Source organism: Sphingomonas sp. DMC8, from assembly GCF_056314185.1.
Genome location: NZ_JBQUYV010000006.1, coordinates 133,791 through 158,761, shown reverse-complemented (window position 1 = coordinate 158,761; position 24,971 = coordinate 133,791). Strand labels below are relative to the sequence as shown.

14 protein-coding genes are annotated in these 24,971 nt (G+C 66.5%); 1 reads left to right on the top strand and 13 read right to left on the bottom strand.

Annotated elements, in window-relative coordinates:
* Positions 1–216: 216 nt before the first annotated feature.
* Positions 217–9,885, top strand: coding sequence for an autotransporter-associated beta strand repeat-containing protein (locus ACT53K_RS13440; RefSeq protein ID WP_476229181.1), 9,669 nt, complete (start codon positions 217–219; stop codon positions 9,883–9,885).
* A gap of 70 nt (positions 9,886–9,955) precedes the next feature.
* Here ACT53K_RS13440 and ACT53K_RS13435 read toward each other — a convergent pair whose 3' ends face one another.
* From ACT53K_RS13435 to ACT53K_RS13375, 13 genes are all read right to left on the bottom strand, one after another.
* The gene (locus ACT53K_RS13435; protein ID WP_476229180.1) at positions 9,956–11,071 is read right to left on the bottom strand and encodes a PLP-dependent cysteine synthase family protein; all 1,116 of its coding nucleotides are present in this window, start codon (positions 11,069–11,071) and stop codon (positions 9,956–9,958) included.
* Positions 11,072–11,203: 132 nt separating this feature from the next.
* Positions 11,204–11,701 carry an Lrp/AsnC family transcriptional regulator gene (locus ACT53K_RS13430; RefSeq protein ID WP_476229179.1) on the bottom strand — a complete coding sequence of 166 codons (498 nt, stop codon included), beginning with the start codon at positions 11,699–11,701 and terminating at the stop codon, positions 11,204–11,206.
* 108 nt (positions 11,702–11,809) lie between these two features.
* Positions 11,810–13,543, bottom strand: coding sequence for a hypothetical protein (locus ACT53K_RS13425; RefSeq protein WP_476229178.1), 1,734 nt, complete (start codon positions 13,541–13,543; stop codon positions 11,810–11,812).
* 7 nt (positions 13,544–13,550) lie between these two features.
* Positions 13,551–14,639 (bottom strand): protein-glutamate methylesterase/protein-glutamine glutaminase, encoded by a 1,089-nt coding sequence (locus ACT53K_RS13420; protein WP_476229177.1) that lies wholly within the window; start codon positions 14,637–14,639, stop codon positions 13,551–13,553.
* Complete coding sequence (locus ACT53K_RS13415) at positions 14,636–15,454, bottom strand: CheR family methyltransferase (RefSeq protein WP_476229397.1); 819 nt, start codon at positions 15,452–15,454, stop codon at positions 14,636–14,638. Before ACT53K_RS13415 ends, ACT53K_RS13420 begins: the two co-directional genes overlap by 4 nt.
* Before the next feature lie 138 nt (positions 15,455–15,592).
* Positions 15,593–16,078, bottom strand: coding sequence for a chemotaxis protein CheW (locus ACT53K_RS13410; RefSeq protein WP_476229176.1), 486 nt, complete (start codon positions 16,076–16,078; stop codon positions 15,593–15,595).
* Positions 16,075–17,919: a methyl-accepting chemotaxis protein gene (locus ACT53K_RS13405; RefSeq protein ID WP_476229175.1), complete on the bottom strand. Its 1,845-nt coding sequence runs from the start codon at positions 17,917–17,919 to the stop codon at positions 16,075–16,077. The genes ACT53K_RS13410 and ACT53K_RS13405 overlap by 4 nt, the downstream gene beginning before the upstream one ends.
* A gap of 54 nt (positions 17,920–17,973) precedes the next feature.
* On the bottom strand, positions 17,974–19,920 hold the full coding sequence (locus ACT53K_RS13400) for a methyl-accepting chemotaxis protein (RefSeq protein ID WP_476229174.1): 1,947 nt from the start codon (positions 19,918–19,920) through the stop codon (positions 17,974–17,976).
* Between the two features lie 90 nt (positions 19,921–20,010).
* Positions 20,011–21,726 (bottom strand): HAMP domain-containing methyl-accepting chemotaxis protein, encoded by a 1,716-nt coding sequence (locus ACT53K_RS13395; RefSeq protein WP_476229173.1) that lies wholly within the window; start codon positions 21,724–21,726, stop codon positions 20,011–20,013.
* A gap of 4 nt (positions 21,727–21,730) precedes the next feature.
* A complete protein-coding gene (locus ACT53K_RS13390) occupies positions 21,731–22,246 on the bottom strand; it encodes a chemotaxis protein CheW (protein WP_476229396.1) in 516 nt (171 codons plus the stop codon).
* A gap of 4 nt (positions 22,247–22,250) precedes the next feature.
* A complete protein-coding gene (locus ACT53K_RS13385; protein ID WP_476229172.1) occupies positions 22,251–24,248 on the bottom strand; it encodes a chemotaxis protein CheA in 1,998 nt (665 codons plus the stop codon).
* Positions 24,245–24,613 carry a response regulator gene (locus ACT53K_RS13380; RefSeq protein WP_476229171.1) on the bottom strand — a complete coding sequence of 123 codons (369 nt, stop codon included), beginning with the start codon at positions 24,611–24,613 and terminating at the stop codon, positions 24,245–24,247. Before ACT53K_RS13380 ends, ACT53K_RS13385 begins: the two co-directional genes overlap by 4 nt.
* Positions 24,610–24,921, bottom strand: a complete 312-nt coding sequence (locus tag ACT53K_RS13375; protein ID WP_476229170.1) for an STAS domain-containing protein — start codon at positions 24,919–24,921, stop codon at positions 24,610–24,612. The genes ACT53K_RS13380 and ACT53K_RS13375 overlap by 4 nt, the downstream gene beginning before the upstream one ends.
* Positions 24,922–24,971: the final 50 nt, after the last annotated feature.

Below are 24,971 nucleotides of genomic sequence, written 5' to 3'. Positions count from 1 at the left end.
TTTTTGGCACGCATGTCGGGAAGCGGGGGAACAGGCACCAGGCAGATCACAGCAGCGCGCGACGCGGTCGCCGATCGGGACGGACGAGTCCCGACGGTCGCCGCTTGGCCGCGCGTGCGTGCCCGGCCCGGGTTGTTTCCCGCTGATCAGATCGTTGCCGCAGGCTCGAGGGGCGAGCTGGCGGGTCATGTTGGAAATATCGAAGGGGTGCAGATAATGCGTCGACGGGGTTTGCTGGTTTCGACTTCGGCTTTGGCAGTCAGCACGCTCACCTTGTGGGCTGCGCCTGCACTCGCACAAAACGGCACGCCGCAGCCGACGGTGATCAACGGCAACGGCGGTACCGGCATCGTGGTCTCCGGCGATGCGGGCCTGGCGTCGGCGAACAGCAATGTCGTCGGCAGCACGGCCAACCTCGGCAATGCGAACAGCCAGACCGTCTATACCAACTTCGCGACCCAAGGCGGCGCGGGGTCGGGCGGCGGTGCCGGCCTGGGCGGCGTGTTCTTCGTCGACAATGGCGGCAACCTCACGCTCACCAATGTCAGCTTCGCCAACAACACCGTGAAGGGCGGTTCCGGCGGCGGCATCGCGACCTCCTCGGTCGCACCGATCTCCTTCACGGTTACCGGCACCACCGCCGACGGATCGGCAGCGCAGATCTTTCGCCCGACGCTGGGCGCATCAGACCTGCGGATGACCAATGTCGGTGGTGTCGTCACCTTCAGCCTGCTCAGCGTAACCCAGACGGGCGACAATTCGCTGATCACCACCGGCGCCAATGTGTCGGTGGCGGGCCTGAACGGCAGCCAGACCGTAACTGGTCCGATCGACGGCACGATCGCCTCGATCACCAATGTCGGTCAGGATGCGAACGGAAACAGCCTGAACAAGGTTGCCTTCAGCCAGCCGGTCACGCTCAGCGCCTCGAACGTCCTGGCGGGGCAGATCACTGATGGCAGCAACAAGGTCACGCTGTCCTCGGGGGCCGATCCCTCGCTGCTTCAGAAAGGGCAGGTCGTCTATCTTTCCGATGGCACGACCGCGACGATAACCTCCGTCACCTATGATACGTCGGACCAGTCGAACCCAAAGGTTTCCGGCTATCAGATCGACCGGAACTTCACCGGCGCCGTCTATGCGGTGAACGTGCCCGAGGTCGATGTCTCTCGCTTTCAAGCCACCACGTCGGGCAATAGCACCGTGATCACGCCCGTCGCGCCGATGTCGGGCTTCCAGGTCGGCATGACGGTGACGGGCAATGGTGTCCCTGCCGGCACGACGGTAACGAGCATCGATCCCTCGACGGGCGCCATCACGCTGTCCAACGCGGTCGACGTTACCAAGGTTTATTCCATCAAGGCGTCGTTCAGCCCGCTGATCTCGAACAGCGGCAATGCGGTGCTGAAGGTCAATTCGCTGACCGGTCTTGCCCAGGGTCAGGCGATCACCGGTACCGGTATTCCCAACGGTACCACCATTCTCAGCATCGATCGCACCACCAGCCAGATCACGCTGAGCAACGCGATTGCCTCCAACGGCGTGGCCGCGATCAATAACAGCAAGGAGATCGTCACGATCAATCCGGTGCTGCAGGTCGATAGCGGCGCCCATATCGTCTATCTAGGCAGTACGCAGGGCCTTACTGTCGGCAGCCTGCTGGTGGGTCAGGGCGTGCCCGACAATGCCATCATCACCGGCGTCAACAACGCGAACAACACGGTCACCTATGTCGTGAACGCCACGCTGGCCAATCTGAACAAGGGCGGGTCGATGAACGGCCTTGCCACCTCCGGCGCACCGGGGGCGTCGGGATCGAGCGGAGCGGCGGGCAGCAGCTTCAACGGCATCTTCACCAATGGCGAAGGCTCGCCCGGCAACAACGGCCATAACGGCAGCGGCGGTACCAATGGCACCGGCGGCAATGGCGGCGTCGGCGGCAGCGGCAGCAATGGCGTGGCGTTCAACGCTCAGGCTACTCTCGCGGTTATCAACGACGGCTTCGCCCTGGGCTTCGACATTTCCGAGGCCTCGGCAGCCCTCGCCCAGTTCACCCCCAACTTTGCGGAATCGGCCATCAAGATCGCGCGTGCAGCCGTCGACGGCGTCACGCTGGCGGATGACACGGCCGCGCTGGTGGCCTGGAACGTCGCCCTGGCGCAGGGAACGGTGGCGCATGGCGGCGCGGGCGGCGCGGGTGGCACGGGCGGTGACGGCTCCGACTATTATGGCGGCGGCGCGGGCGGTGCCGGCGGCAAGGGCGGCGGCGGCGCGTTGTCGCAGACAGACGGCGGCACCGGCGGCACCGGCGGCAATGGTGGCGCGGGTGGCTTCGGCGCAGGCGGTGGCTCCGGCGGCCTGGGCGGCAAGGGCGGCGCCGGCGGCCAGAGCGTCGACGGCGCGAACGGCGCGGGTGGCACGGCCGGCTTCGGCGGCGGCGCCGGCTCCAGCGGCACCACCGGCGGCGGGGGTGGCTCCGGCTATGGCGGCGCGATCTTCGTGCGCAACGGCGGCGCGCTGACGATCAACGGCAACGCGATCTTCCAGAACAACGCCGCGATCGCGGGCTCGAGTACCAATGGCGGCGCGGCAGGTCAGGCGGCCGGCGGCGACCTGTTCATGATGACGGGGTCCACCGTCACGCTGAACCCTGGCCAGGGCCACACCATCACTTTCTACGATTCGATCGCCGACGACAGCTCTTCGAGCATCGGCACTGCGTCAATCGCGGCGGGCAATGGCGCGTCGATCCATATCGGCGGCGGCGGCACCGTCCAGTTCTTCGGGACCAACACTTATTCGGGCACCACCGAGATCTCGGGTGCCACGCTGGAGACGCAGGACGGCGTCGGCATCAATCCGTTCAGCCATGTCCTGCTCGACGGGTCGGGATCGATCGGCCAGAGCCTGTCGTTCAGCACCGCCGGTGTGATCCTGACGGGCGGCACCTTCGCCCGATCGGTCGGCAGCCAGCCGAACAGCATCTCGTGGAACGGCAGCGGGGGCTTTGCGGCACTCAACGGCGGCCTGACGGTCAATCTGGGTTCGATCAACGGCGGCAACGGCCCAACCCTCAACTGGGGCAGCGGCGGATTCGTCAATGCCGGCTCGACGCTGGTGTTCGGTTCCGACGCGGTCGATGCGACCGGCAATGTCACTTTCGTCAACGCCATCAATCTCGCCACGAATAACGGGCAAATCGCGGTTTATCACAATGCCGGCAGCACCGCCGACGGCGTGACCAGCTTCGATGCGACGATGAAAGGTGCGATCAGCAACGGCACCTTGACGGTGGGCGACACGGGTTATGTCGGCTCGTTGCTCCTTGCTGGCCAGAACAGCCTGTCGGGCATCACCGTCAATACGGGCATTGTCTCCACCACCAACGGCACGACCAGCGGGCGGCTGATGGATGCGGTGAACGGCGGTTCGGTGCAGGTCAACGGGGGCACCCTCCTGCTTGGCGGGTCTGAACTTCTGACCACCGTAGGTGTCGGCACCCACGGCAATTTCATCGCGCAGGGCAGCGTCACTGCGGGTGCGATCACCAATGCCGGCATCGCCACGTTCGGCAATCACGGGCTGAACGCCGCGTCGATCACCAATTCGGGTACGCTCAGCCTGTTCGGCACCACCAGCGTGAGCGGCGCAGTAACGAACCAGAGTGGCGGCACGCTGATCCAGTTGGCCGATGCCAGTGTCGCCAGCGCCAGCAATGCCGGCATCTGGAACCAGTTCGCCGATCTCACCGCTTCGGGCAGTGTGAGCAATGACGGCACGCTCAACATTCTGGGCACGCTGTCCGGCACGCCGGCGGTTGAAGTTGCCGCTACGCGGACCCTCTCTACCACGGGTTTGAGTGGCGGTGCGAACGGTGTCGTCAATCTGGGCGGCATCAATGGCACCACCACCAACACGCTTGTTCTCAGCCAGTCCGGCAATAGCAGCTATGCCGGTGTCTTCACCGGCGCAGGCTCGCTGACCAAGCAGGGCGCGGGCACGCTGACGCTGACCGGCGCCAGCAGCTTTACCGGCGGCCTGGACATCAAGGCGGGTGGCATCGACACCACCGGCGGCGGTACGCTGGCCGATACGCTCGATGTGACGGTGGAATCGGGTGCGACGCTGACGGCGGGCACCAACGACACCATCCGCTCGCTCACCAACAGCGGCACCAGCACAATCAATGCCGCGCTGACGGTGACGACGCTGACCAACCAGAGCGGCGGCACGGCAACGGTCAACGGCGGTCTCCATGCGACGGGCGCTTCTACCAACGCCGGCACGCTTGGCGTCGCTGGCGCCGGCGTCGCCTGGTTCTCGGCCACGCTGGGCAATAGCGGTACGCTCACTTCCGCCGGCACGCTGAAGGTCGACGGGCAGATGACCAACAGCGCGGGCGCGACGACCACGCTTGCCAGCGGAGGCAGCACGCATTTTGCCAGCCTGGCAAATGCCGGCACCTTCGCGTCTAACAACAGCTTCGTTGTCGACGGCAATGTCAGCAATAACGGCACGCTGACGCTCAACGCGAATAGCGGAAGCAGCCCCTATTTCGGCAGCCTGACCAACAGCGGGACCGTCAACGTCCATTATTCGCTCGCGGTCGGTGGCGCCTATGTCCAGAATGCCGGCACGCTGAGCGTCGATGACGCTACTGGTTTCGGCACCGGCAGTCTGTCGGGCAGCGGGGGCACGGTGGCGCTGGGCAACACGGTCTGGACTATCGACCAGACCAGCGATGGTACCTTCAGCGGCACCATCGCCGCCCAGACTGGCACCACCAGCGCGGCAACGATCTACAAAAACGGCAGCGCGGCGCTGACGCTGAACGGCGGTGCCGGCAGCGTCGCCGCCTCGCAGTTCCGGGTCAATGACGGCACGCTCAACATCGCCGACGCGAATGCGCTCAGTGGTAATTTGACGATGGTCGTCCAGGGCAGCGGCAATAGCGTCACGCCGACGCTGAACCTGCTCGGCGACCAGTCGATTGCGTTGCTTGCCACGGATCGCGCTACCGTTACCAACCTGTCGGGCGATCTCACCACCGCAGCCTATATCTATACCGACGGTACACTGAACATCCTGGGCGGCGGCACGCCCGAAGCTCCGGTGACGCGGACCATCTCCACCTCCGGCCTGACCGGCGGATCGCACGCCATTCTCAACCTGGGGGGCACCGACGGTACCATCGCCAACACGCTGGTGCTCGACCAGCGCACCGACAACACCGTGTTCGCAGGCGTGATCTCCGGCGCCGGCGGTCTGACCAAGCAGGGCGGTGGCTGGCTGACGCTAACCGGTGCCAACAGCTTCACCGGCCCGCTGGTAATCAATGCCGGGCGCATCGACACGACTGGCGGGGGTACGCTGGCCGATACGCTCGCCATCACCACCGGCACGGGCGGCACTTTCATCGCCGGCACCAGCGACACGGTGGGCTCGCTGACCAATGCCGGCGTGTCGACCATCAACGCTGCGCTGACGCTGACCACGCTGACCAACCAGAGCAGCGGCACTGTGCAGGTCAACGGCCTGCTCCACGCAACGGGCGCTTCCAGCAATGCGGGCGCTGTGACGGTTGCCGCACAGGCGGGCGCTACCTTTGACACTACATTCGACAATAGCGGCTCGGTGACCTCCGGCGGCGTGCTGCTGGTCGGCGGGCAGATGACGAACGAGGCGGGGGCGACCACTACGCTCACCGGCGGCGGCAGCACGCAGCTGGCCAGTCTGGTGAATGGCGGCACCTTCACCGCCACCGGCACGCTCGCCATCCTCGGCAATGCGAACAACAGCGGCACGCTGACGCTCAATCCGGGTTCGGTGCCCGTGTTCGGCAGCCTCACCAACTCTGGCACGATCGATGTCCATGACGGCTTCACCGTTACCGGCGCCTATGTGCAGAATGCCGGCTCGCTCAGCCTCGACGACGGCCTGACGCTTTCGACCGGCAGCTTCTCGGGGGCAGGCGGCGCGGTGCAGCTCGGTGCCAGCCGTTGGGTGATCAACCAGACCAGCGACGGCACCTATAGCGGCACGATCGCGCCGCTTACCGGAAGCACGAGTGCCGCCAATATCTACAAGCAGGGCGCTGCGGCGCTGACGCTGGCGGGCGGTAGCGGCAGCGTTTCGGCTGCTTATATCCAGGTCGGGGACGGCACGCTCAACGTTGCCAGTGCCAATGCGCTGAGCACCAACATGGCCTTGTACGGGTCGGCCAGCGGCAACAGCGTCACGCCGACGATCAACCTGCTGACCGATCAGTCGATCACCACGCTGGACGTGGGCGCCCAGACGGTGACCAACCTGTCGGCGAACCTGGCTGCCAGCACGGTCGTGAACGACGGCACGCTCAACATATTGGGGAACGGCACGCCCGAAGCGCCGGCGACGCGCACGATCAACACCGCCGGCCTCTGGGGGCATGGCGTCGTCAACCTGGGCGGCGGCAACGGATCGGTTGCGAACACGCTGCTGCTCAACCAGTCGGGCGATAGCGCCTTTGACGGCGCGATCACCGGCGCTGGCGGTCTGACCAAGCAGGGCGCGGGCCGACTGGTCCTGACCGGCGCCAGCAGCTTCACCGGTCCGCTGCTGGTGAGCGCCGGCCTGATCGACACCACCGGCGGCGGCACGCTTGCCGACACCCTTGATGTTACCGTGGCCAGAGGCGCCGGCGTGCTGTTCGCGACGAACGACACGATCCGCAGCGTCACCAACAGCGGCACAGTAGAAATCGACGCGGCGCTGAAGATGGCGACGCTGGCCAATCAGACCGGCGGGAGCACGCTGGTGACGGCATCGCTCACGACGACCGGCGCCGTTACCAACGCCGGAAGCGTCACGTTCGCATCGGGCTCGACCGGGCAGATCGCCGGCTCCGTTACCAATAGCGGTACGCTCAGTTCTGGCGGCACTCTGGCGGTGGGCGGCACGCTGGCCAACCAGGCCGGCGGTACCGTCACGCTGGGCGCAGGCAATACCGGCACGACCACCTTGGCCGGGCTGAGCAATGCGGGCACGCTGGACACCTTCACGGCGCTGGCGGTCAAAGGCGATGCCGGCAACAGCGGCACCATGACCGCGCGCGCAGCGTTCACCGTCACGGGCACGCTCACCAATGCGACGACCGGCACGCTGACCCTCACTACGGGCGCGACCAACACGCTGGGCGCGCTGGCGAATGGCGGCACGATGACGGTGTGGCCGGCGCTTACCGTCACCGGGGATGCCGGCAACACCGGCCAGCTGACGCTCAACGGCAGCCAAAATGCAGTGGGCAGCCTGACCAATGGCACCGGCGCCACCGTGACTGCGGCCGGCTCAATCCTCGCGGCGGGTGCCGTCTACAACAATGGCCGGCTCGCCGCAGCAGGGGTCAGCGCCGGTTCGTTGAACAACGATATATCGGGCGCATTCGCCAACAGCGCCGTGACGCTGGTTTCTGGTGCAGCAGCGAACAGCGGCACGCTGACCACCGCCGGCTTCGGTGCGGGGTCGTTCGCCAATAGCGGCACCTTCACCAACACGGCGCTGACTCAGGTCAGCGGCGCGCTCAACAACAGCGGCACCTTCACGGCGGCCGACATCACCGGCGGCACCCTTACCAACAGCGGGACCATCACCGCTTCGGGCCTGGTCAACATCGCTGGCGCCTATGTGCAGAATGCCGGCACGCTTACCGTCAGCAACGGCCTGTCCACGGGCTCGCTGTCGGGTAGCGGCGGTACCATCCGCCTGGCCAATTCGAGCGCCTATGTGCTCAACCAGACGGCTGACGGCACTTTCTCCGGTTCGATTACCGGCACCGGCGCCGTGCTGAAATATGGCGCGGCGACGCTGACGCTGAACGGCGGCGTTGACAGTTTCTCGCCGTCGGCGCTGGCGATCAATGCCGGCCAGGTGATCGTCGCCACCGCCGGCGAACTTGACAAGGCGCTGAACGTCAGTGTCGCTACCGGTGCCACGTTGACGTTGCAGGCCGCACAGACGATCCACAGCCTGACCGGCAACGGCGCGCTCAACACCGGGTCGAACACGCTCACTCTCGCCAATGGCGGCACCTTCCAGGGGACCATCACCGGTTCGGGCGGTATTGCGGTCAGCTCGGGTTCGCTTCAGCTCAGCAACACGGTGAACACGAGCGGCAGCTTCGCCGTCGACCCGGGCTCGACGGTGAATGTCGCGGGCACCGGCTCGGTCACGACTTCGGCGCTGAACATTGCCGGGGGCACGCTCAATCTGGCCGGGTCCGCCAACGCCAGCAGCGCCACTGTCAGCACCGGCGGCGTGCTGCACCTGGGCAACGGCATCGACATCGGTGCGAACGGCGCGCAGCTGGGCACGCTCACGACGCAGGGGCTTGTCGTCAACAATGGCGGCTCGCTCACGGGCAACGGCGCCATCAATGGTACCGTCACGGTCGGCAGCGGTTCCAACGGCACGCTGGCGCCAGGCAACTCGCCCGGCCTGCTTACCGTCACCAACCTGGTGCTGGGCGCGTCGTCGACCGCGCAGATGCAGATCGACGGCACCGCGGGTGCCGGGGTGGTCGGCGGTAACGACCAGGTCGTCATTTCGGGCACGATGACGATCAATCCGGGCGCGACGCTGGCGATCAGCAAGTCGAACCAGGGCAACGGTTTCGAGCTCAAGCTTGGCCAGCAGATCCAGCTGTTCAAGTTCGGTGCCGGCAAGGTTTCCGGCAGCTTCGGGACGGTTTCCACCACCGGGTTCAACAACGCGGTGCTGTACAATATCGCGACCGGGTCGGTGATCGGTCTGGGCAGCAATACGCCGGCCAGCTTCACGGCGGCGGTGGGCGACACGGCCAATGCGCGCTCGATCCTGGGTGCGCTGATGGTCGGTTCGTCGGGCGGGGTCAGCCAATATTATGGCGGCAACCTGATGAGCTATGTCACCGGCGCAATGGCGCAGAGCGGATCGACCGACGCGGTCATCGCCCGCTGGTCGCCCGAGGCCTATGCCGGCATTGTCGACCAGATGAAGCTGGCGGCGCTCGACAGCCTGCCGGACATGTCGAGCTATGCCCAGCTGCAGCCGGGCCGCACCTATGCGATCGGCAATATCGCCCGCAGCGGCATGGATGGGCAGAAGGGCGCGGGCTATGCTACCAACAGCTTCCGCAACACCATGGCGACGATCGGCTTTGCCCACCAGTTCCGGCTGGGCGAATTGAGCCTGCAATATGGCCATGCCGACGGCAACGTCACCGGCGCCAACCTGCAGGATAAGACGATCGGATCCTCGGTGATCGCCGGCCTGTCGGTGCCGGTGGACGGCCGCCAGCGCCTGCGCATCATCGGCCATTTCTCCTATGGCGATTACAGCAGCCACGGTACCCGCGCCACGAACAGCGGCGGCGCAGCGTTCGGCGATGTAAAGGGTCAGACCACGGCCTATGGGCTGGGCCTTGCCTATCACCAGGACGGCAAGCTGCTGTTCGACATGTCGGGCGAAGTGCTGGGCATGTGGCAGGTGCTGCACGGTTTCACCGAAACCGCTGCAGCGGGCGCCAATACCAGCACGCTCGACCTGATGCAGCTGGGCGACATCCGGCGCCAGGCATGGGTCGGCCGCGTCAGCGCCAGCCTGGGTACCAACCTGACCCAGCGTCTGGTCGGCTATGCGACGCTGGGCTATGACCATGAAATGGGCCGCGAGCGGACCCCGGTTACCGGCAATGTCGTGGTGGAGACGACGCGCTTCACGATCGAGAATCTGGGTCTGGCGCGCGACCGCGTGACTGCCGGGCTGGGCCTGAAGGAAGCGCTGGCGCCGAACCTCGAGCTGAATTTCAGCGCGCGGGCCGGCAGCAACGCCAGCTACAATCTGAACGGCGGGCTGCGCTTCAGCTTCTGATCAGCCCCGAAAACGGGAACGGCCCGGCGGAGACCTGCTCCGCCGGGCCGTTTGCATTTCCGAAGGGTGCTCAGTCCGGCAGCCGGCCGGTGGTCAGGAACGCCTTCACGCGGGCTTCATCGGCGGCGGTGTCGATGCCGTTCGCTGCCAGCCAGTCGGGGTTGTAATAAGTCGAGGCATAGCGCTCGCCCGAATCGCACAGGATCGAGACGACCGATCCGCTCGCCCCCGCCTCGGCCATTTCGGTGATCAGCCGCGCGCAGGCGATCAGGTTGGTCCCCGTCGAGCCGCCGACGCTGCGGCCGAGATGGCGCGACAGCACCCGCGCCGCCGCGATCGAGGCGGTGTCGGGCACCACTTCCATCCGATCGATCACCTGGGGCACGAACGACGGCTCGACGCGCGGGCGGCCGATGCCCTCGATGCGGCTGCACGTCCCGCACTGCATCGTCACGCTGCGATCGTGCCAGTGGCGGTGGAAAACCGAGGCCTCGGGATCGGCGACGCAGATGCGCGTGGCGTGCCGGTGATAGCGCACGAAGCGACCGAGCGTGGCGGAGGTGCCGCCGGTGCCGGCGCCGCACACGATCCATTCGGGAATCGGCGCAGGCTCGCGCGCCATCTGGGCGAAGATGCTCTCGGCGATATTGTTGTTGCCGCGCCAGTCGGTCGCGCGCTCGGCGTAGGTGAACTGGTCGAGATAATGGCCGCCCAGCGTACGGGCGAGCCGTTCGGCTTCGCCATAGACGGTGGAAGGATCGGAAACCTTGTGGCACTGGCCGCCCAGCGCCTCGATCGCGGCGATCTTCTCGGCGGCGGTCGTCGTCGGCACCACGGCGACGAAAGGCAGGCCCAGCATTCGCGCGAAATAGGCTTCCGAAACCGCCGTCGAGCCCGACGAGGCTTCCACCACGGTGCTGCCCTGGTCGATCCAGCCATTGCACAGCGCATAGAGGAACAGCGAGCGCGCCAGGCGGTGCTTCAGGCTGCCGGTGGGGTGGCTGCTCTCATCCTTCAGATAGAGCGCGATATGCGGCAGCGCGGGTAGTGCGACGGGAATGAGATGCGTGTCCGCCGAACGGGTATAGTCTGCCTCGATCCGCGCGATCGCCCAATCGGCCCAGCGGGTGGGGGTGCCGCCACGGACTCTTGCGTCTTCCTGCGTCCAATGTTTTGCCTGATGCACCTGTTGCCTCCCTTTCGGGCACTATAGCAAGTGCACGATGCAGAAGGTTTGCAAAATTTGCCCGCGCGGGCCTAGCTCTGCAAGTCGAGCGCGGAAAATATGCGAATGGTGCAATTGGGATGTGCGAGGGGCTCAATCCTCGTCGGAGCCATGCACCGGCAAACGTCCTTCGGCGAACGCCAGCGGCAGCGCCTCAGAATTCTTCACCGTCTCCATTGCGATAGAAGCGCACACCACATTCATTTCGATCCGTTCGACCAGCGCGCGATACACGCGGTCGTAATCGTCGACGCTGGGCAGTACGATCTTCAGCAGATAGTCGATGCTGCCGGTCAGCCGATAAACTTCGATGATTTCCGGAATCTGCGCGACGGCGGTGCGGAAGCGTTCGGTCCAATCGGCGCTGTGGACGCGCGCGCTGACCGTCACAAAAATGGTCGTCGGCAGCCGCACCAGCGCGCGGTCGAGTACTGCGACGTTGCGCTTGATATATCCCGCCTCGCGCAGGTGCGCGACGCGCCGCGAGCAGGCCGAGGGGGAAAGATGGACCTTTTCGCCCAGCACGCTGAGCGGCGTGTCGCTGTCGCGTTGCAATATGTCGAGAATGGCTGCGTCGCGGGACGAGAGCATGGGCTAGACCTTTGTTGCCGCACGCTTTGGGCGCGCTTCGCGACCGGGCATCGCCCGGCCGGCAAACCGGGTCAAGCGGCCGGTGCTGCGGACCGGGCGCTGTCCAGGTCAGAACAGCCCGTCGTCGTCATCCTCGTCGTCGCTGCCCGTTTCGACACCTGCGGCTTCTTCGCCGCCGCCGATCGTGAAAGTGCGGTGGACTTCGCGCTCGCGCGCCATGGTGTAGCTGCGCGCCATCTGGTCGAGCAGCGGGCCGAGTGCCATGGCCGCGGCTTCCTCAGGTTCGGGGCAGGCCGCACCCAGCAGCGCCAGTGCCGCAACCGCCGCTTCGAGGTCGGCGCCAAAGGCTGCCTCGCAGTCGATTTGGTTGGTTGTGTCCTGCAGTATCTCCACAACGGTCGCTGCGTCGCGGTCGAGTCCGGTCAGTCCGTCGCGCATCCGCTGGGCACCGTCGCCGATACAGGCGAGCGAGGCGAGCAGCGCCTCGCCGACATCCTCACCGGCATCGCCATCGGGATCGCGGATCGCCTGCACGGCAACTGCCAGATCGTCCACCGCCGCGCGGATCGTCGCGGATATGCTCGACAGCGTGTTGGCAAAGCCGCGGATCTCGGAGGCGACCATCGCCAGCCCGCGCCCGTCGGTGCCCATGCGGTGGCAGCGCAGATCGGTGTTCCAGGCCATATGGTGCACGTCCTGGTTGACCCGGTGCACCGTGTTCAGCCGCTGGACCAGTCGTTCGGCGGTATCGGAAATGGAGGCGCCCAGCTGGTGCGCGCGCAGATCGGCCTCGCGCAGGCGCGCGGTGACGGTGGCGATCTCTCCCACGCTCTTTTCCAGCTCGGCAAGAAAGGCGCCCTTGTCGCTTTCCCGCGCGTCGCCGCCATTGCCCTTGGCCTTGATTTCCAGCAGCGCCGCCGCGCTGGGGGCGATGCCCCGCACGCTGCCGGTGAGCACCCGCGATTCCGCTTTGAAGGCATCGACCGTGTCGGCCACCTGTGATGCGAGCAGGGCGAGCATGTGCCCGGAAACCTGCATCGCCACCGCTTCGTCCACCTCGCCGCAACGCTCGCGCCAGGCCGCAAGCGCGCGCAGCCCGTCGGCGACATGTTCCAGCCGCTGGCGAGTGATGTCGCCGATCTGCATGGCGCCGATCGCGGTCGCCACCTTGGTGCGAATATCGCGCGCGACCGTGGCGATCTGCGCGGCGCGGGCGGCATCCTCTGCCTGATGCTGTTGCAGCGAGGCAGCGTCGGCAGCGAGCTTGCGCGGCACGTGCGGGATCACCTTGGTGCATTCCTGCGCAAGCTGGCGGTCAATGGCGACCACGGCGGGAATCCCCGCCATCAGCCGGTCAATCTCGCCCGCGATGCCGGACATTTCGCCTTCGCCCACGTCCAGCCGCGCGAACATCGTGTCGGCAAAGGCGGAGAAGCCATTGGCCCCGGCCGCGGCAACCTTGATGTTCAGGCCGCAGATGCGGAGGAAGTCGAGCGTCCGGTTCACCTGGCCGATGCTGTCGCGCAGCGGCTTGGCGCTATGCTGGATGCGCACCAGCGCCGCCTGGCGATCGGCTTGCACCGCGGGCAGCCGCTCCAGCCGGTCGGCGGTCGCGCGCATATTTTCCACCGCCGCTTCGGCGGCGTCGCGGCCCAGCGCCTGGGTGACGCCTTCCAGCGCCGTCACCAGATTCTCGACAATCGAATAGGCTTGGGAGAGCGCCTGCCCCGCCGCGACGAAGCGCGCGTCGAGGCCGCTGGCGACGCGGTCGAGGGTCGCTTCGACGTCCGCCAGCGACAGTTCGGATTCAGGGGAGGGTCCGGGGATGGGGGCTATATACATCAGGGCCTCATCGTGCCGTTGCCGCCAGCAGCTCGCGGGCGATCTGGTTGAGCGGAACCACCTTGTCCGCCGCCCCCCGCGCGATCGCTTCCTTCGGCATGCCGAACACGATGGAGCTCGCCTCGTCCTGCGCAAAGGTGCGTGCGCCGGCCTGCTTCATTTCCAGAAGCCCGCGTGCCCCGTCGTCGCCCATGCCGGTCATGATGATGCCAACCGCGTTCGATCCGGCTGCGCGCGCCGCCGATCGGAACAGCACGTCCACCGACGGGCGATGGCGCGATACCAGCGGCCCTTCGCGCACCGAGACATGGTAGCGCGCGCCCTGCCGTTCCAGCATCATGTGCTTGCTGCCGCCCGGGGCGATCAGCACATGGCCGCGCAGCACAGGATCGCCGTCCACGGCTTCCTTCACATCGACTTCGCACAGCGTGTTGAGCCGGTTGGCGAAGGCGCGGGTGAAATTCTCCGGCATGTGCTGGACGACCACGATGCCCGGCGAATTGGCCGGCAGCGCCTCCAGCACTTCGCGCAGCGCCTCGGTACCGCCGGTGGAGGCGCCCAGGCACACCACCATTTCGGTGGTGCGGCTCATTGCCTTGCCGCTGGGCGGCGGCAGCACCGCATCGGCGGTCAGCTTCTTCGGCGGACCGCTGGCGATGACCGAGCGCTGCGCCGGCCGCCCTTGCACCCGTGCCCGCGCGGCGCCCTTCACGACGTCGCGGATCTGCAGATGATGCTCGGCAAGGTGATCGGCCACGCCGATGCGCGGCTTCAGGATCACGTCGACCGCGCCCGCTTCCATCGCCTGGAGCAGGGTTTCGGAGCCTTCTTCGGTCAGCGACGAGCACATCACCACCGGCACCGGGCACTGCGTCATCAGCTTGCGCAGGAAGGTGATGCCGTCCATGCGTGGCATCTCGACGTCGAGCGTGATGACGTCGGGTACTTCCTCCTGGATGCGGCGGGCGGCCGTGAACGGGTCGTTGGCGGTGCCCATCACCGTGATTTCGGGATCCTCCTCAAGGATCGCCGTCATGGTGTGCCGGACGCTGGCCGAATCGTCGACCACGAGCACGCGGATCTTACCACTCTTCATACGCGATCCTTCTGGAAAACGGTGTTCGCCACCTGGGTCAGCGGCAGCGCCTGTCCGGCGATGCTCTCGGAATGGCCGAGGAACAGGAAGCCGCCTGGTGCGAGGCAGTCGACGAGCTGCGACACGACCTTGCGCTGGGTTTGTTTGTCGAAATAGATCAACACGTTACGGCAGAAGATCAGGTGCATCGCCGAGCCTACCGGATAGCGATCGTCCATCAGGTTCAACTGGGCGAAGCCGATCGCGCTGCGCAGCCGCGGTACCATGCGCACCTCGCTACGCCGGGGATCGTTCGGCGTCATTACATAGGCGCGGCGCAGTGCCGGTGGCACCGGGTCGATCAGCTCGGCGGGATAGATGCCGGCACGGGCCGTGGCCAGTACCTCGGTGTCCAGATCGGTGGCGAGGATGCCGTAGTTCGGGCCGCCATGGTGTGCGGCATAGTCGTCGAGCACCATCGCCAGCGTATAGGGCTCCGGGCCCGTCGAGCAGGCGGCGCTCCACACCCGTACGCTGCGAACGCCGCTGTCGACCAGTTCGGGCAGCGCCTGTTCGACCAGAAAGTCGAAATGCGCCGGCTCGCGGAAGAAGTCGGTCTTGTTGGTCGTCACCGCATTGATCAGATGCGGGCCTTCGGTGTCGAGATGATTGCCGGAAAATACGAAGTCGCAATAGCCGTCGAGCGTGTCGACGTCGCAGGCGCGCAGGCGGCGGCGGAGCCGTCCCTCCAGCATCGTCTTCTTGCTCGCCGGCATCTTGATGCCTGAGGTTTCGTAGATATAGGCCGCCACGCGCGTGAAATTGCGCGTGCTCATCATATCCTGGCCGGGCTGCGGGGGGAGCGATCGGGCGGCTGCTGCGGACAAAGGTTGCTCCATCACTTCGCGCGATCCGGGATCGCGGCGGCAAACAGGTCTTCCGCCTGCCCGGGGGGTGGCAGGCGGAAGTAGCGGTCAGGCGGCTCGGGCGGCCGGCTGGTCCAGGGTCACCGCTTCCTCGGCAGAGAAGATGCGGCTCATATCGACAAGGACGACGAACCCGTCGGCGCGTTTCACCACGCCGCCGATATAGTCGGAGCGCCAGCGCACCCCGACATCGGGCGCGGCTTCGAGCTGGTCGCTGCGGAAGGTGCAGACCTCCAGCACGCGATCGACCACCAGCCCCAGCATCAGGGTGCGGTCGGCCACTGGCACGTCGACTACCAGAATGCGGGTGCCGGGCGTCGCCTCGAACGGAGGCAGGCCCAGCCGCATCCGGAAGTCGATGGTCGTGACACCCTGGCCGCGCATATCGGTCAGGCCCAGCAGATAATCCGGGCCGTTCGGGATGCGGAACGTCTCGCGATAGTCGAGAATTTCGCGCACCAGCGTGACCGGCACGGCGAACACTTCGGCCCCGAGGCCGAAGGTCACCACCTGGATGTCATGCACCTCGCTCATGCTGCCTGTGCTCCAAAGGCCTCGTCGTCGGCGTCCGGGCCACCGGTCGACATTTCCAACGCGAAGCCGTTCACGCGTGCCTGCTGGTCGGCGATCGAGTTGGGTTTGGGACGCGCGCCCGGCTTGGCGGCCGGCTTTGCTGCGGCGCGCGCAGGCGCGGCCTTGGCCGGGGTGGCCTTGCGCTGCGCTGATGCCGCCGGACGTGCCGTGCTCTTGCGTACGCCGTTCGCGGCGGATTCGATCCGGAAATAGGCGATGCTGTTCTGAAGCTCTTCCGCCTGGGCGGCGAGTTCCTCGGACGTGGCGCTGATCTGCTCGGAGGCGCTGGCATTCTGCTGCGTTACCTGGTCGAGCTGCTGGATCGCCTCGTTGATCTGCGCGGCGCCGATGTCCTGCTCGCGGCAGGCGGCGCTGATTTCGCTGACCAGTTCGGCAGTCCGGCGGATGTCGGGCACCAGCTTCTGGAGCATGTCGCCGGCTTCTGCAGCGGCCTTGACCGTCTCGGACGAGACCGAGCTGATTTCGGCGGCGGCACCCTGGCTGCGCTCGGCAAGCTTGCGGACTTCCGACGCCACCACCGCAAAGCCGCGACCATGTTCGCCGGCGCGTGCCGCCTCGACGGCGGCGTTCAGCGCGAGCAGGTCGGTTTGGCGGGCGATTTCCTGAACGATGCCGATCTTGTCGGCGATCGTCCGCATCGCACCCACCGCACGATCGACCGCGACGCCGCTGACTTCGGCATCCTTGGCCGACTGGCGGGCGATCTTCTCGGTCTGGGCGGCATTGTCGGCGTTCTGCTTGATGTTCGCCGCCATCTCTTCCATCGCAGCCGATGCCTGTTCGGCGGCCGCCGCCTGCTCGGTGGCGCCTTGCGACACCTGTTCCGAGCTCGACGAGAGCTGCTGGCTGCCGGACGAGACATTCTCGGAGGCGGCCGAGGCATCGCCGACCACACCGCGCAGGCGATCGACCATGCGGACCAGCGCGTGGCCCAGCATGTCCTTGTCGGACAGCGGCTGGTGGTTCACGGTCAGGTCGCCGTCGGCGATCTTGTCGGCCAGATTGGCGCTGACGCGCAGATTGGCGACCATGCCGTTGACAGTGTCGACCAGATCCCTGATCTCGTCGTTCGAGTTGATCTGCACTTCCTGCTCGAGGTCGCCGATCGCTACCGCGCCGACCGCCACCGACACGCGGCCGAGACCCGTCGAAACGATGCGGGCGATCCAGACTGCGCCGCCGACCGCGATCAGCAGCGCCACGCCGGCAACGGCATAGAGCGTCTTGCTCGCGCTGTCGTACAGGGCGTTGGTGTCCTGGTCGGCCTGGGTCATCTGCTGCCGGGCGATCGCGACGATCTGGCCCACCAGTTCGGTAATCGAACCGGCCAGTTCGCGCGAGCGGGTGATCGAAAGCTTGCCAGCTTCGGCATTCTTGTTGGCCATCGCCAGCGCGCGGACCTGATCGTTTACCGGCACATATTCGTTGAACTTGGCCTGGATCTGCATCCAGATCGGCTTGCCCTGCTCGGTGGAGGTCGAAACGCCCTTGGCGATGAGTGCCTGCACTTCGGCGCGGGCCTTCATCAGGTCGTTGTCGAACTTGCGGGTCAGCGCTTCATCCTCGGTGAGCGCCATGTTCTTTTCCTGGCGCAGGATGTAGCTCACCTTGCCATCCACCGACAGCGCGACCTCAAGCCGTTTCGCCGGCCCATTAATCACGTCGGTGGTGGCCTGGTTGAGAATGCTCAATCGGGAGTTGGCGACGCCAACCACGGCGATCAGCAGCGCGATCAACACGCCGAATGTCACGCCGAGCTTCAACTTGATTGTTGCTCGCATCTTAGCGGTCCTTCCGGTTCAGAGTAGTGCGCATGTCGCGCGGGAGGTTCAGGGTCACGCTGCCTGCTCCGCGAAGTCGGAGTCGGCTGCGTCGGGGCCACCGGTGTTCATTTCCAGTGCGAAGCCGTTCACGCGCGCCTGCTGGTCGGCGATCGAGTTGGGCTTGGCCTTGGTCTTGACCGGCGGCTTGGGCGGGGTGCGCCGGGCAGGTGCCGGTGCGGCCGTGCTGGAACGCGGTGTCGGCGCCGGTGCACGGCGATGGCTTCGGGCATCCATGTCGGTGCGGAAATAGGCAATGCTGGCCTGGAGCTCGTCGGCCTGGGCGGCGAGTTCTTCCGAGGTGGCGCTGATCTGCTCGGAGGCGCTGGCATTCTGCTGCGTTACCTGGTCGAGCTGCTGGATCGCCTCGTTGATCTGCGCGGCGCCGATGTCCTGCTCGCGGCAGGCGGCGCTGATTTCGCTGACCAGTTCGGCAGTCCGGCGGATGTCGGGCACCAGCTTCTGGAGCATGTCGCCGGCTTCTGCAGCGGCCTTGACCGTCTCGGACGAGACCGAGCTGATTTCGGCGGCGGCACCCTGGCTGCGCTCGGCAAGCTTGCGGACTTCCGACGCCACCACCGCAAAGCCGCGACCATGTTCGCCGGCGCGTGCCGCCTCGACGGCGGCGTTCAGCGCGAGCAGGTCGGTTTGGCGGGCGATTTCCTGAACGATGCCGATCTTGTCGGCGATCGTCCGCATCGCGCCCACTGCACGATCGACCGCGACGCCGCTCACCTCGGCATCCTTGGCCGACTGGCGGGCGATTTTCTCGGTCTGGGCGGCATTGTCGGCGTTCTGCTTGATGTTCGCCGCCATCTCTTCCATCGCAGCCGATGCCTGTTCGGCGGCGGCGGCCTGTTCGGTGGCGCCCTGCGACACCTGTTCCGAGCTCGACGACAGTTCCTGGCTGCCGGCCGACACATTGGTCGCCGCTGCGGTGGCGTCACTCACCACGCCGCGCAGGCGCTCGACCATGCGGACCAGCGCATGGCCCAGCGTGTCCTTGTCGGACTGCGGCTTGGGCTGCACCATCAGGTCGCCGCCGGCAATGTCCTGCGCGATGCGGGCAATGGCTTCGAAATTGGCGCGCAGCCGGTCGAGATGCGCGCCCAGTTCGTCGGTAAGACCGCCATAGCTGCGGCTGGCGCCGACCGAGGTGTCGCCTAGCGAAACCGCCGTGACGATCGTGCCGATCTCGTTGTAGGCCGCTTCCACCGCTGCCACGCTGCCCTGCATGCTGCCGATCTCGTCCTTGCGATCGGTGGCGAGCGGGTTGGCGAGGTGGCCGAGCGCTTCGGACACCTGGCCGATCGGGCGAGCGATGGTGCGGGTCATCAGCAGGCCGATGCCGATCGCGACGACGACGCTGGCCGCCATGCCGATCCAGATCGCCATGCTGATCGACGTGAACGCCTGGGCCTGCGCCTGCTGGCGGGTGGCGAGCAGCGCGCGTTCGGTGGAGACCATTTCGTTCACGCGAGCGCGCAACTGATCCATCGCATTCTTGCCGGCGCCGCTGGCTTCGAAGGCGCGCGCCTGTTCGCGCGTTTGCGGTGCGGCCATCATGCGGATGCCGCGTTCGGCGACGTCGCCATGCCAGCTTTCGGCCAGCCGCTTGATGTCGTCGAGGCGGCCCTGCTGCACCGGATTGTCGGCGGTCAGGTTCTTTGCTTCGTTCCAGGCGCGCGAGAAATCGGTCCAGCCCTTGTGATAGGGCTCGAGAAAGTTTTCGTTGCCGGATACCAGGTAGCCGCGATAGCCGGTTTCCTGGTTGACCATGTTCTCCACCATGTCACCGGCCGTGCCGATGACCTTGTAGGTGTGTTCGTTGATGCTGGTCGTGCCGCGAACCTGATCGGCGTTGTACAGGATTACGCTGTCGACCAGCACGGTGATGCCGATGATGAAGCCGAGACAGACGATAAGCTTCTTTGCGATCGAGATATTGTTGAAGAAAGCCATGGTCTAGACGTCCTTGGGCGAAGAAGGGGGCTTGCCTCCCGGGAGGCGCAAACGGGGGTTACGCGAGGGTACGGGCAGTTCCGGGCGGGCTCATGCCGCCTCGGATCCGAAATGGGCGTCGTCCGCATCGGGCCCGCCGCTGGCGAGATCGAGCGCGAAGCCGTTCACGCGCGCCTGCTGGTCGGCGATCGAGTTGGGCTTGGGCTTCCTGGTGCCCTTGGCTGCCGGCTTTCCTGCTGCTGCCTTGGCCGGCCCTGTCTTGCGCCTGGGCGCTGCGGCAGGGCGTGTGGCGCCCAGGCGGGGGGCGGCTGCGGCAGTATCGACCCGGAAATAGGCGATGCTGTTCTGAAGCTCGTCGGCCTGGGCGGCGAGCTCTTCGGACGTGGCGCTGATCTGCTCGGAGGCGCTGGCATTCTGCTGCGTCACCTGGTCGAGCTGCTGGATCGCTTCGTTGATCTGCGCGGCACCGATGTCCTGCTCGCGGCAGGCGGCACTGATCTCGCTGACCAGTTCGGCGGTCCGGCGGATGTCGGGCACCAGCTTCTGGAGCATGTCGCCGGCTTCTGCAGCGGCCTTGACCGTCTCGGACGAGACCGAGCTGATTTCGGCGGCGGCACCCTGGCTGCGCTCGGCAAGCTTGCGCACTTCGGAGGCGACGACGGCGAAGCCGCGGCCATGTTCGCCGGCACGGGCCGCCTCGACGGCTGCGTTCAGCGCGAGCAGGTCGGTCTGGCGGGCGATTTCCTGAACGATGCCGATCTTGTCGGCGATCGTCCGCATCGCGCCCACCGCACGATCGACGGCGACGCCGCTGACTTCGGCATCCTTGGCCGACTGGCGGGCGATCTTCTCGGTCTGGGCGGCATTATCGGCGTTCTGCTTGATGTTCGCCGCCATCTCTTCCATCGATGCGGATGCCTGTTCGGCAGCGGCGGCCTGCTCGGTGGCGCCCTGCGACACCTGCTCGGCGCTCGACGAGAGCTGCTGGCTGCCGGCCGAGACGTTCTCGGACGCGGCCGAGGCATCGCCGATTACGCCGCGCAGGCGATCGACCATTCCGTTGACGGTATCGACCAGATCGCGAATCTCGTCATGGCTCCGGATTTCGACCCGCTGGTTGAGATCACCTTCGGCCACCGCACTCACGGCGACGGAGACGCGACGCAAGCCGGTCGAAACGGTCCGCGCGATCCACAGGGCCGCGCCTATGCCGATCACCAGCACTACGACGACAAGGCCGATGAACAGGCTCCGTGCCGCAGCATAGATTTCGTCGCCCTGGCGTGAGGCGTTGGCGCCGCCCTCGGTGTTCAGCTTCACCAGCGCGAGCAGGTCGTTCGCGAGATCGTCGTAAAGCGGCTTGCTGCTCGCCAGTGCGGCGGCGGCGTCCGCATTGCGGTTCTGCCGCGACAGCGCGAGCACCTGATCGACCGTCTGCTGGTAGCGCTGGAACTTCTCGCCAAAGCGCGTGTAGAGTGCGCGCTCCTCGTCCGAAGAGATCAGCTTTTCGTAGCGGACGCGGGTTTCCTTGATGCTGGCGAGAAGTTTCTCGATCTCGCCTTCCAGCTTGCGCATTTCGGCTTCGTCGGTGGTCGCGACATGGGCATATTGCGTCACGCGCAGGTCGGCGAAGCCGGTGTTTAGCCGGTGGACATCGTCGATGCTGGGCATCCAGTTGTCGGTGATCTCGGTCGACTTGGCGTTGATGGCCGACATCTTGGTGATGCCCACGACGCCCAGCGTCGCGGTCAGCAGTACCAGCGCCGCAAAGGCGAGGGCGAGTTTGGCTTTGATGGTGAAGCGCATGGGATCAGCCCCTGCTATGTGCGAGGGCCGGTTCGCCGCCGCTGTGGTGAGACGCGAAAATCGTCTGGAGATCGGGCAGGACGACGACGCCGCTGGTCCGGCGGACCAGTTCCCGGACGAACTCGCGGCGCCAGCGCATGCCGACAGCCGGCGGTGCCTCGCTGGCCGCCTGGCTGAGCGTCGTCACTTCGTGCACCTTGTCGGTGCGGATTCCGATCTGGGTCGGCTCGCCGTCCAGCTCGATTTCGATGACGACAATCCGGCTGTCTACCGTGGCCTCGGCCTGCTGCATGGCGAAGGCCAGCCGCAGATCGGCGATCGGAATGATCTTCCCGCGGAAATTGACGACACTGCGCACCAGTGGCGGCGCACCGGGCACCATGGTTTCGGGCAGCAGGTCCAGGATTTCGCGGACCAGCATCGCCTCGATCGCGAAAGTCTCTTCGCCCAGATCGAAGGTCAGAACCTCCAGATTGCCGGCCTCGTCCCACTGCGTGGTGGTGGTGTGTGCTTCCTGCATGGTCTTATCCGGCTGCACGCAGCCGCTCCTCCTGGTGCTGGCCGGTCGTCACGAGCTGGACGACGTCGAGGATCAGGGCGACCCCGCCATCGCCCAGGATCGTCGCCCCCGCGAAGGTGGCGACGTCACGGTGCAGCGGCGACATCGACTTGATGACGGTCTGGTGGCTGCCGATGATCTGGTCGACGACCAGCCCGACGCGCTCGGCGCCGGTGGCGATGACGACGATCTTCTGGTGCGGATCGGGGCGCGTGCCCGTCTCGAACATCTCGCGCAGACGCAGGAACGGCACCAGCCGGTCGCGCAGCGTAATGAAGCTGCGGCCGCGCGAGCGCAGATCCTCTTCCAGGCTCAGCTCGAGGCATTCCTCGACCGCAGCCAGCGGGATCACATAGCGCCCCTCGCCGACGCGGACGAGCAGCCCGTCGATGATCGCCAGGGTGAGCGGGATGCGCAGTACCACGGTAGAACCCTCGCCGGGCGTGGAGGTGATGTCGATCGCGCCGCGCAGGCTTTCGATCGTGCGCTTGACCACATCCATGCCGACCCCGCGGCCCGACAGGTTCGTCACCTGCGCGGCGGTGGAGAAGCCGGGGTGGAAGATCATCTGCAGCAATTCGCTGTCGCTCAGCTGCTGCCCTGGCTGGATCAGCCCCTGCGATTCCGCCTTGGCGCGCACACGCTCGCGATTGATGCCCCGGCCGTCGTCGCGGATCGTGATCAGCACTTCGCCGCCGGCCTGGCTGGCGGAGAGGCGGACATGGCCCGCCGCCGGCTTGCCGGCTGCCAGACGTTCTTCCTCCGGCTCCAGCCCATGGTCGCAGGCATTGCGGATCAGATGGACCATCGGGTCGGCGAGCCGCTCGATGACGGTTTTGTCGACTTCGGTCGTCTCGCCTTCGGTGGACAGTTCGATGGTCTTGCCGGTTTCGCGCGCCAGATCGTGGATCAGGCGGCGGAAGCGGCTGAACAGGCTGGCGACGGGCACCATGCGCAGCACCATCATCGTGTCGCGCAATTCGCTGACCAGCCGCTCGATTTCCTCGGAGATCGAACGCAGGGCCAGGTCGGCCGCGCTGCTGTTGGCGAGCTGCGACAGCCGGCTGTGTACGATCACCAGCTCGCCCACGCGGTCCATCAGCTCGTCGAGCCGCTCGGCGGGAACGCGAACGCTCTCGCCGGTCTTGGCGGCGGCCTTGCCGGCCGGGCCTGCGGCGGCGGGTTCCGATGCTTCGGCGCGGGCTACCGGAGTGACCGGAGTGCCCGGCACGGCGTCGGCCGGCGTGTCGACTGCGGTATCCGCAGGGGCGTCGGCATCGCTGCCCATCGCCTCGACCGACAACTCCATGTCGTCCATCACGAAGATGAACACGTCGTCGATGTCATCGCGCGAGATGTCGCCGAACAGCTCGACGTCCCAGCCGATATGGCATTCGACCGGCACCAGCTCGTCGAGCGGCGGCACCCGGTCGGTCCGGGCGACGATCCGGCATTCGCCGAGTTCGCGCAGCTCGTCGAGCAGCGTCAGCGGGTTGGTGCCGTTCGCCATCGATTCCGGCGGCAACCGGAACGACAGCCGCCAGCCCTGCCGCGCGGCTTCCGCCGGGGCGGCAGGGGCGGTGCCCGATGCGGCATCGACTTCGCGTTGCAGTTCGGCGAGGATCGCGTCACCCGCCGCTTCCAGGCCGGTGCCGTCGCCATCGACCAGCGCACGCATATGGTCCTTGGCCGACAGGATCACTGCCACCAGGCCTTCGGTTGCCGGTGCCAGGCCCTTGCGGACACGGTCGAACGCGGTTTCGCAGTGGTGGGTGAAGCTCGCCAGCGCATCGAAGCCGAACATCGCGCCCGAGCCCTTGAGCGTGTGCAGCCCGCGGAACACGGCGTCGACCAGATTGCGGTCGTCGAGCCGGTGGCTCAGGTCGAGCAGGCCCTGTTCGATCTGGTCGAGCAGGTCGCCCGCCTCCACGCGGAAGGCGGCAATGGGATCGCCGCCGCTCACCGGCCGAGCACCTTGCGCGAGACCTTGATGAGCTGTTCGGGCACGAACGGCTTCACCAGCCAGCCGGTCGCCCCGGCGGTCTTGGCCTGCTGCTTCATCGAATCATCGCTTTCCGTGGTGAGGAAGATGATCGGCGTGCCGCACTGGGCGGGGTCCTTGCGGAGCTCGCGGATCATCGTCAGCCCGTCCATGTTGGGCATGTTGAGGTCCGTGATGATCAGGTCGAAGCGGCTGCCCTTGGCCTTGTTCAGGCCTTCGACGCCGTCGCCGGCTTCGGTGACGCTATAGCCAGCGCCGGTCAGGGCGATCTTGATCGCCATCCGCAGGCTGGGGGAGTCGTCAACGGTGAGGATTGAGGCGGTCATTGCGCACGTTCTCCGTGGAACCAGAATTCGAGATCTTCGGGCGCAAGCGCCGTCAGGAAGCCGGCACGATCGAGCAGTGCCGCGATCACAGGGCCCGCAGGCTCGCGCAGGCGGATCGCCTTGCCGCTGCGCCGCGCTTGCTCGCGCGCTGCGTGCATCAGCTGCAGGAAGCTCAGGTCGACTTCGGCCACGGCCGAGGCGTCGACATCGATCTGGTCGTCGGCTTCAAAACCGTCCAGCAAGGCCTGGCGGAGCGCCGCGGCCGTGCGGACCGTGAGCGACGGGGGAACCTCCACTATAACGGGCATGCTTGTCCTCCGGTGACGCCGCCCGGAGCGACCGGAGCAATGCTCACGGC